The 13,509-nt window shown below is 62.6% G+C and carries 12 protein-coding genes and 1 tRNA gene; 7 read left to right on the top strand and 6 right to left on the bottom strand.

What is annotated here, in order from left to right; translation table 11 throughout:
- Positions 1 to 11: 11 nt before the first annotated feature.
- From FRAAU_RS01320 to rsmD, 4 genes are all read right to left on the bottom strand, one after another.
- Complete coding sequence (locus tag FRAAU_RS01320; protein WP_014401767.1) at positions 12 to 275, bottom strand: YfhL family 4Fe-4S dicluster ferredoxin; 264 nt, start codon at positions 273 to 275, stop codon at positions 12 to 14.
- 78 nt (positions 276 to 353) lie between these two features.
- Positions 354 to 863, bottom strand: a complete 510-nt coding sequence (locus FRAAU_RS01315; RefSeq protein WP_014401766.1) for a hypothetical protein — start codon at positions 861 to 863, stop codon at positions 354 to 356.
- A gap of 172 nt (positions 864 to 1,035) precedes the next feature.
- Positions 1,036 to 1,527, bottom strand: a complete 492-nt coding sequence (gene coaD, locus FRAAU_RS01310; protein WP_014401765.1) for a pantetheine-phosphate adenylyltransferase — start codon at positions 1,525 to 1,527, stop codon at positions 1,036 to 1,038.
- Positions 1,528 to 1,582: 55 nt separating this feature from the next.
- The gene (gene rsmD / locus FRAAU_RS01305; protein ID WP_014401764.1) at positions 1,583 to 2,167 is read right to left on the bottom strand and encodes a 16S rRNA (guanine(966)-N(2))-methyltransferase RsmD; all 585 of its coding nucleotides are present in this window, start codon (positions 2,165 to 2,167) and stop codon (positions 1,583 to 1,585) included.
- Positions 2,168 to 2,243: 76 nt separating this feature from the next.
- Here rsmD and ftsY point away from each other — a divergent pair, with 76 nt between their 5' ends.
- The 4 genes from ftsY to FRAAU_RS01285 are packed head-to-tail and all read left to right on the top strand — an operon-like array spanning position 2,244 to position 5,939.
- A complete protein-coding gene (gene ftsY, locus FRAAU_RS01300; RefSeq protein ID WP_014401763.1) occupies positions 2,244 to 3,527 on the top strand; it encodes a signal recognition particle-docking protein FtsY in 1,284 nt (427 codons plus the stop codon).
- 32 nt (positions 3,528 to 3,559) lie between these two features.
- Positions 3,560 to 4,621, top strand: a complete 1,062-nt coding sequence (locus FRAAU_RS01295) for an AsmA family protein (RefSeq protein WP_014401762.1) — start codon at positions 3,560 to 3,562, stop codon at positions 4,619 to 4,621.
- On the top strand, positions 4,618 to 5,664 hold the full coding sequence (gene mutY / locus FRAAU_RS01290) for an A/G-specific adenine glycosylase (protein ID WP_014401761.1): 1,047 nt from the start codon (positions 4,618 to 4,620) through the stop codon (positions 5,662 to 5,664). Before FRAAU_RS01295 ends, mutY begins: the two co-directional genes overlap by 4 nt.
- Positions 5,661 to 5,939 carry an oxidative damage protection protein gene (locus FRAAU_RS01285; RefSeq protein ID WP_014401760.1) on the top strand — a complete coding sequence of 93 codons (279 nt, stop codon included), beginning with the start codon at positions 5,661 to 5,663 and terminating at the stop codon, positions 5,937 to 5,939. The genes mutY and FRAAU_RS01285 overlap by 4 nt, the downstream gene beginning before the upstream one ends.
- Before the next feature lie 317 nt (positions 5,940 to 6,256).
- Here the strand turns inward: FRAAU_RS01285 and FRAAU_RS01280 are convergent, their stop codons facing one another.
- Entirely contained in the window at positions 6,257 to 7,009 is a 753-nt protein-coding gene (locus tag FRAAU_RS01280) for an SDR family oxidoreductase (RefSeq protein ID WP_014401759.1), read from the bottom strand.
- 167 nt (positions 7,010 to 7,176) lie between these two features.
- On the opposite strand from FRAAU_RS01280, the gene FRAAU_RS01275 reads away from it, so the two are divergent.
- Together FRAAU_RS01275 and FRAAU_RS01270 are read left to right on the top strand one after the other, a co-directional pair.
- Positions 7,177 to 8,073: an AraC family transcriptional regulator gene (locus tag FRAAU_RS01275; protein ID WP_014401758.1), complete on the top strand. Its 897-nt coding sequence runs from the start codon at positions 7,177 to 7,179 to the stop codon at positions 8,071 to 8,073.
- 159 nt (positions 8,074 to 8,232) lie between these two features.
- Positions 8,233 to 8,308 (top strand) — tRNA-Phe (locus FRAAU_RS01270).
- A gap of 353 nt (positions 8,309 to 8,661) precedes the next feature.
- On the opposite strand, the gene FRAAU_RS16730 is transcribed toward FRAAU_RS01270, so the two are convergent.
- Entirely contained in the window at positions 8,662 to 9,792 is a 1,131-nt protein-coding gene (locus tag FRAAU_RS16730; protein WP_014401757.1) for an HNH endonuclease, read from the bottom strand.
- A gap of 920 nt (positions 9,793 to 10,712) precedes the next feature.
- On the opposite strand from FRAAU_RS16730, the gene FRAAU_RS01265 reads away from it, so the two are divergent.
- The gene (locus FRAAU_RS01265) at positions 10,713 to 13,394 is read left to right on the top strand and encodes a protein kinase domain-containing protein (protein ID WP_041270315.1); all 2,682 of its coding nucleotides are present in this window, start codon (positions 10,713 to 10,715) and stop codon (positions 13,392 to 13,394) included.
- Positions 13,395 to 13,509: the final 115 nt, after the last annotated feature.

The following is a 13,509-nucleotide window of genomic DNA, read 5'->3' as shown; positions in this document are numbered from 1 at the left end:
GCACAGGTTCCTCAGACGACAGCCTGGGCCGCCGAGGTCAAGCGGTGATATTTGGCTTTCAGCGCATCGCCGGTTTCAACATGGGCCGGATCGGAAATGATGCATTCGACCGGACAGACCACCACGCATTGCGGTTCGTCATGATGACCGACGCATTCGGTGCAGAGATCCGGATCGATGATGTAGAAATCCTCGCCCAGCGAAATCGCCTGATTCGGGCAGACCGGTTCGCATACGTCGCAATTGACACAGGTGTCGAGAATTTTCAGAGACATGGGGCCATTGTAACCCGTGCCAGGCCCGATGGCGGAGGTCCCCGGCTTTCGCCCGGCCGCCGCCACCGGTCCGGTGACTTACATCACCACGTAGCGCAGGGTTGCACCACTGGGCTTCAATGCATCGGTCACCCGCTGCTGATCGGCCTGGTCGCCGATAAACACCACGATCACGCCCTTGAACGAAGCCGGCTTCGCGCCCTTGAAGGCCGCCAGCACCAGGTCGGCGGTCTGCGCCGACTCGGCACCGCCGAAGGCCAGCAGCTGACCGGGGATCACGCCGCGCTCGACGGTCTCCTGCACCGTCTGCAGCTGACGGTCGCGGGCGGCCTTGGCTTCGTCCGAATCGCCCGGGGTGACCAGATAGGCAAAGGGCTGCGGCGCCGTCATGCCGTCCAGGTGCTGCGACACCAGCGAGGCCAGATACTTGTTCCAGCCGGCACTGTCATTGACATCGGTGGGCTTGGACACGGCCGGCTGCGACGCGGCGGCCGGAGCCTGTGCCGTGGACTGGTCGTGCTGGCTGCAACCGGCCGCGGCCAGCAGGCCACCCATCGCCAGAGCCAGGCTGAGTAGAGACTTGCGCATAAAATTCACCCTGATTGATATAAACCGCTGCCCGGTCCGATCCGGACAGCTACGCGGACGACCGAGCATACACGATGCCATGTCCGCTTCGCAGCGGCGCGCTTGCCACAGCCTGAACCGGCCCGGGACGCTATGAAATCCCGCTGCAGCCGGAAATTCGCCGGCTGCCGCCTCAGGCCGGCCGTTGCCAGCGTCGACGCATGGCTTCGCCCACCACCGGATGCACGAACCCGGAAATATCCCCGCCCAGGCGGCCGATCTCCCGCACCAACGAAGACGAGATAAAGCTGTAATGCTCGGCCGGCGTCAGAAACAGCGTCTCGGCCCGGGGAATCAGATGCCGGTTCATGCTGGCCAGCTGGAATTCGTACTCGAAGTCCGACACCGCGCGCAGCCCCCGCAGAATCACGCCGGCGCCCAGGCCGGTGACGAAATCGGCCAGCAGGCCGCTGAAGCCGCAGACCTCGACATTCGGCGTGTCCGCCAGTGCCTGACGGGCCAGTTCGACCCGCTCATCCAGGCTGAAAGCCGGATTCTTGCCGCTGCTGGCCGCCACCGCCACCACGATCTTGTCGAACAGCGGCGCGGCCCGCGACACAAGGTCCGAATGGCCCATCGTGATCGGGTCAAAAGTTCCTGGATAGATCGCCAGGCGGGGATTCATCGGCGGCTTGTTCACGGGGTTCAAGGCACGTCATCAAGGGGAAGTGGACTCAAGCTTACCCAAGCCCGGCATTCCGGCGATAGAGTGCATAACGTACGGCACCGGCACGACCTTCGCGATGCAGCGACCAGTTGTCCGGCAGCGACGGCTGCTGGCCGGCCGGTGACTCCAGATAGATCCAGGCCGATTCGGCCAGCCAGCCGCCGGATTCCAGCCGGGCGGCTGTCCGGGCCCACAGGTCCTTCGCGAACGGCGGATCCAGCAGCACCAGATCATGGGCCTCGGGCCGCCCTTCAAGGAAAACGGCGGCTTCGGCCCGTATCAGCCGGGCCGGCGAAGGCAGCAGTCGCAGGCGCTGCAGATTCAGTTCCAGTGCCGTCGCCGCCATCCTGTCGCGCTCGACAAAGCAGGCCGAGCCCGCGCCGCGCGACAGCGCCTCGATGCCCAGTGCGCCCGTACCCGCGAACAGATCCAGCACCCGCATCCCGGCCAGCCGCGGTGCCAGCCAGTTGAACAGGGTTTCGCGCAGGCGTTCGGAGGTGGGCCGCAAGCCCTCGATGACCGGCACCTGCAATCGTGAATTGCGCAGCTGGCCGCCGATGATCCGGACCGTGCCGGCTGAAGTCGTGACCCGGCTCATGGTGTCGCCCTGCGATTGCGGGCAGTACAGTGGTGGAGTGTTAGCATGCCACCATTGTCTTTGATATTCGGCCCCCATGTTCAAGTTCTGGAAAAAGAAACCGGCGCCCCAGCCTGCCGCCGAACCCGCTCCGGCACCTGAGGCTGCACCATCGGCCGGCCCGCTGCCCGATCTGGCTGCGCCGCTGCCGGTCGCGCCGACCACGCCCTTGCCGCCCCCGCTGCCTCCCGTGGCCAGCGAACCGGTCAGCGTCCCCGAGCCGCCCCCGGCCGCCGCGACGGAAGTTCCGGCCGTCCTGCCGCCGCCCGTCATGCCGGTAGCCGAGCCGGCGGCAACGGAACCGGCGCCCTTGCCGCCTCCGATACCGGAACCGGCACCGCTGGTCGAGAGCTTGCCCGAACCGGCAGCTGAGCCGGCCGCCGAACCGATCGCCGCCGAGCCAGTCAAACGCAGCTGGCGCGAACGACTCTCCGGCAGCCATTTCGCCCGCAGCCTGGGTTCGCTGTTCCATCGCAACCCCAAGCTGGATGACGACCTGCTGGACGAGCTGGAGACCACCTTGCTGACCGCCGATGTCGGGGTGGAAGCCAGCACCGGCATGGTCGAAAACCTGCGCAAGCGCATGCACAAGCGCGAATTCGCCGACGCGCCCGCCTTGCTGGCCGCACTGCGCCAGCTGATGATCGAGATGCTGACCCCGGTGGCCGTTCCCCTGGATGTGTCCAGCCGCAAGCCCTTCGTGATCCTGACCGTCGGCATCAACGGCGCCGGCAAGACCACCACCATCGGCAAGCTGGCCCATCGCTTCGGCCAGGAGCGCCGGCAGGTGATCCTGGCCGCCGGCGACACCTTCCGCGCCGCCGCCGTGGCCCAGTTGCAGACCTGGGGCGATCGCAACCAGATCACCGTGATGTCGCAAGGCCAGGATGCCGATGCCGCCAGCGTCATCTTCGACGCACTGCAATCGGCCCGATCGCGCCAGACCGACGTGCTGATCGCCGATACCGCCGGTCGTCTGCACACCCAGGGCGGCCTGATGGATGAGCTGGGCAAGATCGCCCGGGTCCTGAAAAAGCAGGATCCGGAAGCCCCGCACGAGGTGCTGATGGTGATCGACGGCACTACCGGCCAGAACGCCGTCAACCAGGTCCGCCAGTTCCGCCAGGTGGTCGGTGTCACCGGCCTGGTCGTCACCAAGCTCGATGGGACCGCCAAGGGCGGCGTGATCTTCGCCCTGGCCCGCGAATTCGGCCTGCCGGTGCGTTATGTAGGCATCGGTGAATCCCTGGGCGACCTGCAGGTCTTCGACGTCGAAGCCTACGTCGACGGTCTGCTGCCGGCCCATCTGGGCCAGGGCTGAGCCGCTTGCCCGGCAGGCTCAGGCAAGTGCGGATGACGGCCCGCGGCCGACGCATCGTCGGCTGGGTGCTCGGCGTGGCACTGGGCCTGCTCGGTCTGGGCCTGCTGACCGTATATCTGCTGCTGCGGCCGGAGCGGTTCACCGCCTACCTGCAATCACGCGCCCAGGCGGCCGGTCTCGATCTGGAACTGGCCTATCCGGCCATCCCGACCCTGCTGCCGCATCCAGCCATCCAGCTGCAAGGCCTGACCCTGAGCGCGCCCGGCGCCAGCCAGCCGATTCTGGTCGCCGACCATGGCGAGGTCGAACTGCCCTGGCTGGCCCTGTTCCAGCACCACGCCGGCATTGCCTGGCTGGAGCTGGATGCGCCGCGCGTCGATATCGATGCCTTGCAGACCTGGATCCATGACCTGCCGGCCGAGACCTTCGCCCAGGCGCACTCGCTGCCACGGATCGATGCCGGTATCAGCATCTTTCACGGCAGCCTGGTCGGGCACCGCCAGCAACCCTGGCTGGATGATCTGAACATCAATGCCGGTGCCCTGCACCCCGGCCGGCTGTTTCATCTGGACATGGCGGGCACCCTGGCCGATGCCCGCCCGTTCAATCTGCAGCTGGAAATGCTGCCGGCTGTCGGCCGGCACGGGATCAGCCTGCAGCAGATGCAATGGCGGCTGGACTACGACCGCCGCGTGCATACCCATCTGCAAGGCCGGCTGGAATGGCTGGGCGGCCGGGACCTGAGCCTGCAACTTGCAGGTCAGGTGCAACGCCCGGACAAGCCCGAGGCACGACTGCAACTGCAGATGCTGCCGGCGGCCACCGGTCGCCCCCTTCAATTCGAACTGCATTACGACGGCAGTGACGGTCAGGCCGACCTGCTGCTGCCGCCCGACCAGATGCTGCAATGGTGGTCCCTGCTGAAAACCAATACCGTGACACCCTCATTGAGCCTGCCCGATTGGCAGGGGCATCTGCGCGCCGACCAGCTGGATATCGGCGACACCCATCTGGAAGGCTTGCAGATCGATGCCGAGCCGGCCATGAGCAGCAGCGCGCCGCCCCCCGCCGCTTCGACGGGGCGCCAACCATGAGCCAGCTCGCCCCCCGCCTGCTGGCCTGGCAGCAGCAATACGGCCGCAACGACCTGCCTTGGCAGCATCCGCGCAGCGCCTACCGGGTCTGGCTCTCGGAAATCATGCTGCAGCAGACCCAGGTCGCCACCGTGCTGTCCTATTTCCAGCGCTTCGTCGAGGCCCTGCCTGATCTGCCGGCGCTGGCCGCCGCCTCCGAGGACCAGGTCCTGGGGCTATGGTCCGGACTGGGTTATTACCGCCGTGCGCGCTTTCTGCATGCCGCCGCCAAACAAGCCATGGCCTTGCACGAGGGAGAGCTGCCGGCCGACTTTGACGCCCTGCTGGCCTTGCCCGGCATTGGTCGCTCCACCGCCGGCGCGATCCTGGCCCAGGCTTACGGCCTGCCCTATCCGATCATGGACGGCAACGTGAAACGGGTGCTGACCCGCTACCACGGCATCAGCGGCTATCCCGGTCTGGGCCCCATCGAGAAACAGCTGTGGCTGCATGCAGAGCAGCACATGCCGCAGACCGATACGGCCCGCTACACCCAGGCCATCATGGATCTGGGCGCCCTGGTCTGTCGCCGCAGCCAGCCGGACTGCCCGGCCTGCCCCTTGCAGGACGACTGCGTCGCCCATCGCGACGGCCTCACCGACAGCCTGCCCAGCCCGCGACCGGCCAAGAGCCTGCCGACCCGCCAGACCGTGATGATCATCCTGCGCGATCAGGACCACCGCTATCTGCTGCAAAAGCGACCGGTCGACGGCATCTGGCCCGGCCTGTGGAGTCTGCCCGAAGCCACCGATCCCGGCGGCGCGTGGCATACCGCCGGCCGCTATGCCAGACTGGACGACGCACTGGCGCTGGACAGCTTCGACCATATCTTCAGCCATTACCGCCTGCGGATCGAACCGCTGCTGTTCGACAGCGTGCAAGCCGTTCCCGCCGTGGCTGACGGCGGCGACCATCGCTGGTATCCACATGATGAACTGCTGCATCTGGGCCTGCCCGCCCCGGTGCGGCAATTGCTGCAACGTTGCAAGGATCTGAACCCATGAGCCGTACCGTTTTCTGCCACAAGCTGGGTCGTGAAGCCGAAGGCTTCGACTTCGCCCCCTGGCCTGGCCCGCTGGGCCAGCGCATCTATGCCGAAATCTCCAAGGAAGGCTGGCAGCGCTGGCTCAACCACCAGACCATGCTGATCAACGAATACCGTCTGAATCCGCTGGACCCCAAGGCCCGCAAGATGCTGACCGAGGAAATGCAGAAATTCCTGTTCGGCGGCGACGTCAAGCAGCCCGAAGGCTATCGCCCGCCGGATCAGCAGGACTGACGCCCGCGGGGCGACAAGCTGCTCCCGCGACGTACGGGAGGGCGAGTTAATCGCCATCGATCCCGCTGGCCGGTCTCATTGAAACGCCGTGGGGTCCTCCGGCACAGCGCTGGAGTACACCCCCGGCCCATCCCTCCCGCTCCAGAACAAAAGGCCTCATGTCACCGGTATCCAGGCCTCGGCGAACCTCCGAGGTTCGCCGACCGGCGACGAAAAGCACTCTCGCCAACGACCGTGAACCAGACCTCCACCTGCTTGCAGGCCGATAACTGCACCCGCGGGTCTGCCTCGCGACCTGCTGTTCTGCGGTCGAATGTTCAGCGTCCTGCTTCAGCCATCCAGATCTCCGCGTCCGCACCGGCGGCCAGATGCATCGGTACTGATTCATCATTCACCGCCCGCCATACCGCACGGGCAACATCTTCCGCATGGGTGACCGGCTCCGATGAATGCTGCAAAGCGGCAAACACTGACTGCACTTGCTCGGCATAAGCCTGCGGAAAACCGTCCTTCATCAAAGCATGGGCATTTTCACCAAAGCGGGTATCCGGCGCCCGCCCGGGAAGGACCAGTCGCGCACGGATATTGAACGGCTCAAGCTCCAGCGCCAGCGACTGGGTGAAAGCATTCACCGCCGCCTTGCTGGCCGTGTAGACGGAGAGCAAGGGTAGATCCTTGAGCGTCACCGTGGATGTCACATTGACGATCACGCCCGCTCGACGCTGCCTGAAGTCGGGCAGTACGGCCTGGCACATCGCCATCGTGCCCAGGGTATTGGTCTCGAAGATCAGCCGCGCCGCTTCCATCGGCGTACCTTCCAGCGCGTTGAGCCAACCAATGCCGGCATTGTTCACCAATGCATCCAGCGGACCTGCATCCCGCAAAGCCTGTCTGATGCTGTCAGCAGAAGTCACATCCAGCGCCAGCACACGCAGATTCGACGAAACCGGCAGCAAGTCCTCGCGCGGCTGCCGCATGGTCGCGATGACCTTCCAGTCCCGCGCCAGAAAATGACGTGCGATATCCAGACCGAAACCGGAAGAGCAACCTGTGATCAAGATGGTTTTCATAAGCAATCCTGTGTATGCAAAAACAAGCCTGTCGCGGCAAATTCAGGCATCGCGACGGCCAAGGGGTTGAAGCGGGGTCCATCCTTGAATGCCTCAGCCGGCACGATATCCCCGCTGCAACGGATCACCTACAATCAAAAGTCCGTGATTTGTTGGCAATCGTCCAAATGACAGATCCCCTCGCCGATGTCGTCAGCTTGCTGCGTCCCGCCGCGCCTTACGCCAAACTGTCCAGTGGCGCCGGAGCGTGGCGCGTCAGCCGAAACCAGGCCACAACCCCTTTCTACTGCGCCATTCTTGAAGGTGGCTGTTACTTGCATATCGAGGGTGAGCCCGATATCAGGCTTGAGCAGGACGACTTCGTGCTGATCCCCGCCAGCATCAATTTCAGCGCAAGCAGTCTTCAGCCGGTACCAGCCGGGCTGGCCGAATCCCACACCTTCCTGCCCGATGGCGAGGTGCGCCATGGGGATCCGCATGGCGCACCCAACGTGCGCATGCTCGTCGGTTACTGTCATTTCGCCTCCACCGATGCCGCCTTGCTGCTTTCACTGCTGCCCGACCTGCTCCTGCTGCATGACCAACCTCGACTGACCACCCTGATGCAACTGCTGCGAGAGGAATCACGAAAGCGCCGTCCCGCCCGTGAGATCATGCTGGTCCGATTGACTGAAGTGCTGCTGATCGAGGCCCTTCGCTCCGGGGCGACGCAGACCAGCGCCCCTGGGCTTGCCCGGGGTCTTGCAGATGAACGCGTCGCCTCGGCATTGAGACAGTTCCATGCCGATCCCGCTCGGGCATGGACCGTGCCGCAATTGGCCGGTATCGCGGCCATGTCCCGCTCGGCCTTTTTTCAGCGCTTCAGTCACTGCGTCGGCCGGCCCCCCATGGAGTACCTGCTGACCTGGCGAATGGCCGTAGCCAAAGACCTGCTGCGCCAAGGCAGGTCGAGTATCGCCGACATTGCCGAGCGCGTCGGCTACAGCTCAGCCAGCACCTTCAGCGTCGCCTTCCACCGGCATGCCGGCCAGACACCGGCACGCTATGCAAAAAGTCCTTCGTAAATAGACAATTGCGTCATGGATCAGCACTGCATCGATTCCTGTGCACGGCCCCGCTGAAAGAAAAGCAGGCTTAGAAGTGAAAGAATAGTTGACACAGTCGGCCCAAGTAGCTTTAATAGGCGGCTCAAGGCAAACACAACGCAAGTTGATGCCCGCCTTGGCCGGGTAGCTCAGTTGGTAGAGCAGGGGATTGAAAATCCCCGTGTCGGGGGTTCGATTCCCTCCCCGGCCACCATTGATTCAACAAAAAAGCCTGTCCGTGAGGACAGGCTTTTTTGTTGGCTTCAGCCATATCATTCCGCCAGTGCACCGCGACCATGGGATTGCTCCAGTACCAGCCCAGCCCAACCCAACGTGATATCAGCCGTTGCGGTGTCCGCAATCCCTCACCTTCGCGAAGACCGGTTAGCTTTCGGTGTAGCGCTGATCCACGCAGACCCGATGTCGCGATCAAAACTGGCCGCCTCGCGGATGCATCACCTCGAGTCTCAAACTCGACCATGAACAAAATGATCCAGGTCCACAGATGGCCTGATGCCGTCGCCTTGAACCCGATACCTGTAGACCAAAACCCAGGTATCGAATCGCTCACCATGCACATTGCTTGCGATGCCATTCAATAGCACTACGGCTAAGAGCCGCTGCACCCTCAGCGGGTGCAACCAGCGGCTTATCCTCAAGCTCAGCATAACTAGTGGCTTGCAGCTGCGGAGACACCCGGACCCGTAGTGTGCTCGGATCGATGCTGAGCAGGTACAGATCAAAGAGTGTATGGATATCAGCTCTCAATAGCAGCCCATTAGCGACAACATTGGTATCTTCGCCACGATAGGGATGTATATGCGCGGCCTCCAAAACTTCCGTAACATCGCAGCCACTGATCGCGCATCGGCCTGCATAGGCCGTCAAAAGATCTTTACGAAATGTAGGTTGGCCACGCCGGCGCACAATACTGGCGTAAATCCGATTGCGACCATCAACCACGCTCTCGACTACAAAGTCATCCAACGCGGCAACTTCGGATTCGGATCTGGCCAAACCATGCTGGGCTGGAGCATTGATCAGACGAACTGAAAAGCCGCTTTTGCTACGCCCTTCGACATCAGAAAAAATCTCCCAAACGCCATGAATTTCGGGCTGGTAAAGCTGATAGACCGCAGCAGCGCCATGTCCAGATTTGTACAAGCGGTCATAAGCCGAATCGGTATCCGTGGTTCGAGGCGTTTGATTAGGTCTAAATGAAGTCCGCGAAAATGAGTTCACAGTCAACAGTGCCAGATCAGCACCTATATTACTGGCGTTAAATTCAGGATAGTCATTCCGTAATTGATCCCGGACCTGGCTTACAGTCGCCTCGCCACCCAAATCGTGTACAGCCGATAAAATAATTTCCCAAGTCCGTTTAACACCATACTTATAGCGCTGCGGAGGTACTTCCTGCCGATGAATATGAAGCAGATCTCTCAATTTTTTTGCTGTTCTGGAACCTACATTCTGTGCAGGCAGCAGCCCTGATACGGTGGCTTCACCTAGATCGGCCAGAACCGCAGAAATATTCTGCATGCGATACTCCCAGGCCTTCTCGGTTCGGCCAAAGCGCGCCTGCAGTTGACGATAGATCTCCATCTTTACGAACGGCCGGGCTTGTGCCTGCTGCTCAAGCATCCACAGATACGACTCTACCGCAGCGTCTAACTCCGCATGACTCCACTGTTCCAACGAACGCTCCTCAACGCGCCAACGACCATAATATGGCAGATCTTATCTTGGATAGAGATATACCGCGACAGGGTATGAGCTCATATTCCATATCGGCATCCATGTCCCCAAGAAAGCTCTGAACAACGCCGCGTGATTTGCGATAATCGGTCAACCACCTGGCGAGATGCTTTCGGTACAACTGAGCTTTGGCGGCGCGGAACATATCAGCCAACGCAAGCGGACGCGTCAGGAAGTATTTCTGGCGGCGATGAACCGATTGGTACCGTGAAAGACACTACTGGTATTGATCCAAGCGTACTATTCCAAGCCTGGGCAATCAGCTCTGAAGCCTTACCCGCTAATGCTCAGTAGCATGGATCGTGCCCGACCGCAGAACCATGCATTGATCAGCGATATAACGCTTACCAGAGACCGAAGGCCGCCTCCCACTCGATCCGCTTACATCGGATCCAGCAATACGCGCATTTCCTCGGCGAGACTGAAGCAGCGGACGAGATGATCGGTGCATGGAGCCTGATCAGCACCGCCAGCAGCACCAGGCTCCAGCCGACCACTGGAGCCTGCCAGCGATGACCGCCCGGCCCGCTTCAGGAACCCGGCATCCGGTTGCCGACATGCGACCGACCTGCGAGTTCAGTTCCACGGTCTGGCCGATTTGGGATGCGTGGTCGCTCACTCACTGGTCGATCAGGGCTGCATCTTGCTCCTGCGCGGAGAAGCCCCGCCCTTTGCCCTCGGCATGGTAATAGTGGATTATCTTGCCGCGCATTCAAGATCCGCTCGCCTTTCAGTGCCAACGCCATAGTCGCTCTGTGTCGCCTCCCATTTATGACCGGATCGGCAAGGGCTTCCTTGGCGTGCAGCCAACGAAACTCGAAATAAATTCAATTCATTGAAATACAAGGACAATCCGGGGAATGCAAACAAGTGAAGCATTTGATCCGACAGCGGCATCTTCCCTGTCGGAGGCACCTGTCTTGTATCTCTGGAGCTTCGGCGAGATCGAGTTCGATGAGGGCCGCTGGGAGTTGAGCGTGGCTGGCGAGGCGGTCAGCCTCGAACGCAAGCCGCTGGATGTTTTGCAATATCTGCTGCGCCACGCCGGGGAGGCGGTGACCAAGGAAGAGCTGCTTGCCTCGGTATGGGAAGGCCGGGTGGTGGTCGAGGCCGCACTGACCAATGCGATCGGCAAGTTGCGCCGCGCCCTGCACGACGAAAACCAGAGCATCATCGTGACCTTGCCACGCGTCGGCTACCGGCTGGACGCCAAGGTTCAGCGCAGGTCGACCGGACACATTCCGGAAGTCAGCCGACTGCAGCGGGGCGACAGCGTGCCCCGTCGCAGCCACTGGCGGCTGGAGGAAGCTCTCGACCGCCGTGGCGACAGTGAGGTCTGGCTGGCACGTCACAGCAAGACCGGTCAGAGCCGGGTCTTCAAGTTCAGTCTGGACGGCCGGCGTCTGGACGGCCTCAAGCGCGAAGTGACCGTCGGCCGGCTGCTGGCGCAGGCACTGGGACCGCGACCGGACCTGGTCGGGCTGATCGACTGGGATTTCGAGCAGGCCCCCTATTTTGTCGAATTCGAGTATGGCGGCATCAGTCTGGACCGCCAGCCGGGCATCGAGGCCCTGCCGCAAGACCGCCGTATCGAGCTGTTTCTGCAGGCGCTGGATGCGGTGGCCGCAGCCCATGGCGTGGGTGTGCTGCACAAGGATCTGAAGCCGGCAAATCTGCTGGTGGACAGCGACGCCGATCAGTTGCAACTGCGGGTCACGGACTTCGGCAGCAGCCGGGTCAGCCAGAATGATGCCTTGGCGCAGCTGGGCATCACCGTGCTGGGCATGACCCAGACCCAGCTGCTGTCCTCCGAAACCGGCACCCCCTTGTATCTGGCCCCTGAAGTGCTGGCCGGTGAATCGCCCACCATCAAAAGCGATGTCTATGCCCTGGGCGTGACCTTGTATCAGCTGCTGGCAGGGGATTTCCGTCGCCCGCTGGCCAGCGGTTGGGAGCAGGACATCAGCGATCCCCTGCTGCGTCGGGATATCGCCGATGCGGCCCACGGCGATCCGGAGCAACGCATCGCATCAGCCAGCCAGCTGGCCGAACGACTGCGCAGTCTGGATGAGCGTCGCCGCAAGGCCGAACTGGAAGCGATGGTGCGCGAGCGCATCGACCTCGCCGAACGTCGGGCAGCACTGGCGCGAGCCCGCCGACCCTGGGCGATTGCCGCGATGGCCGTGCTGCTGGCCGGCATGCTGACCTCGCTGTTCTATGCACACCGCTCCCAGGTCGAAACCCGCAAAGCACTGACGGCCGAGGCCGAGGCCAAGGCCCAGACCCTGGTCGCCAGCAACGCCCGGGCCGACTTCGCTGCCGTGGACCGGTTTCTGATGCGGGACCTGGTCGGCCTGGCCAATCCCATGTATGGCGGTGGCACCGATCTCAGCCTGAACCAGGCGATTGCTCGCGCCGAAACCAGGATTTCCGCCAGTTTTGTCGGCCAGCCCCGGCCGGAAATCAAGCTGCGCCAGATGCTGGGCTTGATCCACGCCGATCGCGGTGAATTCGAACTGGCGCATCAGCAGTACGACAAGGCCATCCAGCTGTACAGCGCCCATACCGAGCTGCATGGCAACAACGACTACATTCTGCGGATGCATGATGCCAATGCCCTGGAAAACATGGGCCGCCAGGCCGAAGCGGATCAGGTTCTGGCCCCCGTTGTTGTCGCCGAACGACAAGGCAAGCTGCAAACTGATCCCGCCAGTGCCACGACCTTTTACTACCAGCAGGCCAGTCGCCTGCTGAATGCGGGAAACCATGCCGCGGCCGCCTCGATGTATGCCAAGGCTCTCCCCTTCGCCCTGCAACTGGGCAAGAACAATCCTGCCGTCGTCATCCGCACCCAGGAATACCTGGGACAGACCCTCTGCGACAGCGGCCAATGCAGCAGAGGCATGCCCTATCTGATCCAGGCCAGAGACATGGCAAGCACCAGGCTCGGCCCGGACAGTCCGGAGACCCTGCATGTCGAGCTGTTTGTCGCCGAAGCTGAAATTGCCGACCGGGACGATGCGGCTGCGTTGCGCCACCTCCAGGCCTTGCAACCCAGGGTAGCCCAGTTCAGCAGCAAGACGCCCTGGATGTCGGCCATGGTGACAGGAGACATGATGAGAGCCTGGGCCGGAATGGGCGAATACGCCAAGGCGGCGGAGCTGATCCCCCAGGACAATGCCAATGTCGTCAAGCTGCATGGTCTGCATTCGACGCATACCATCGGTTCGCAGATCGACAATGCGGAAATCGCGCGATTTGTCGATCCCGCTCTGGCCTCCCATCTGCTGGACCAGGCCGATCAGTCGAGTCACCTGCTCAAGCCGTCCGATGCAAGCCAGTTTCTGGCAGCCAGCCCGCTGGTACGGGCATGCATCGATGTCAGCGCAGGACAGCACGAGCAGGCCCGCAAACTGGCGCGCGGCCTCAGCGACAGCGATGTAGCCAGCCTGGGAGAGGCTGCTCTGCAGCAGCGGCACCATCAATTGCAGGGCACGGATGCCGATCAGACCTCAAGCTGCAAGGTCTTCCTGCATATCTGACGGCATCAGATCAAGGAAGCCATCACTGTCGGCGTGTCTGGTGTCGAGGCGGGCCGGCCCGTTGAGCGGATCGCGGGTGGCGGCGCGAAGCACGGTCCGGTTTGCCAAACAATCA

Origin of the sequence: Frateuria aurantia DSM 6220, assembly GCF_000242255.2 — a bacterium.
Classification (GTDB): Bacteria; Pseudomonadota; Gammaproteobacteria; order Xanthomonadales; family Rhodanobacteraceae; genus Frateuria; species Frateuria aurantia.
This window is presented reverse-complemented; position numbering and strand designations above follow the sequence as displayed.

Bases quoted from the DNA above. Each gene is read 5' to 3' on its own strand.
- FRAAU_RS01280 (WP_014401759.1), bottom strand. From the start codon at position 7,009: ATGAAAACCATCTTGATCACAGGTTGCTCTTCCGGTTTCGGTCTGGAT.
- FRAAU_RS01315 (WP_014401766.1), bottom strand. From the start codon at position 863: ATGCGCAAGTCTCTACTCAGCCTGGCTCTGGCGATGGGTGGCCTGCTG.
- coaD (WP_014401765.1), bottom strand. From the start codon at position 1,527: ATGAATCCCCGCCTGGCGATCTATCCAGGAACTTTTGACCCGATCACG.
- FRAAU_RS01275 (WP_014401758.1), top strand. From the start codon at position 7,177: ATGACAGATCCCCTCGCCGATGTCGTCAGCTTGCTGCGTCCCGCCGCG.
- mutY (WP_014401761.1), top strand. From the start codon at position 4,618: ATGAGCCAGCTCGCCCCCCGCCTGCTGGCCTGGCAGCAGCAATACGGC.
- FRAAU_RS01320 (WP_014401767.1), bottom strand. From the start codon at position 275: ATGTCTCTGAAAATTCTCGACACCTGTGTCAATTGCGACGTATGCGAA.
- FRAAU_RS01295 (WP_014401762.1), top strand. From the start codon at position 3,560: ATGACGGCCCGCGGCCGACGCATCGTCGGCTGGGTGCTCGGCGTGGCA.
- FRAAU_RS01285 (WP_014401760.1), top strand. From the start codon at position 5,661: ATGAGCCGTACCGTTTTCTGCCACAAGCTGGGTCGTGAAGCCGAAGGC.
- FRAAU_RS01265 (WP_041270315.1), top strand. From the start codon at position 10,713: ATGCAAACAAGTGAAGCATTTGATCCGACAGCGGCATCTTCCCTGTCG.
- ftsY (WP_014401763.1), top strand. From the start codon at position 2,244: ATGTTCAAGTTCTGGAAAAAGAAACCGGCGCCCCAGCCTGCCGCCGAA.
- rsmD (WP_014401764.1), bottom strand. From the start codon at position 2,167: ATGAGCCGGGTCACGACTTCAGCCGGCACGGTCCGGATCATCGGCGGC.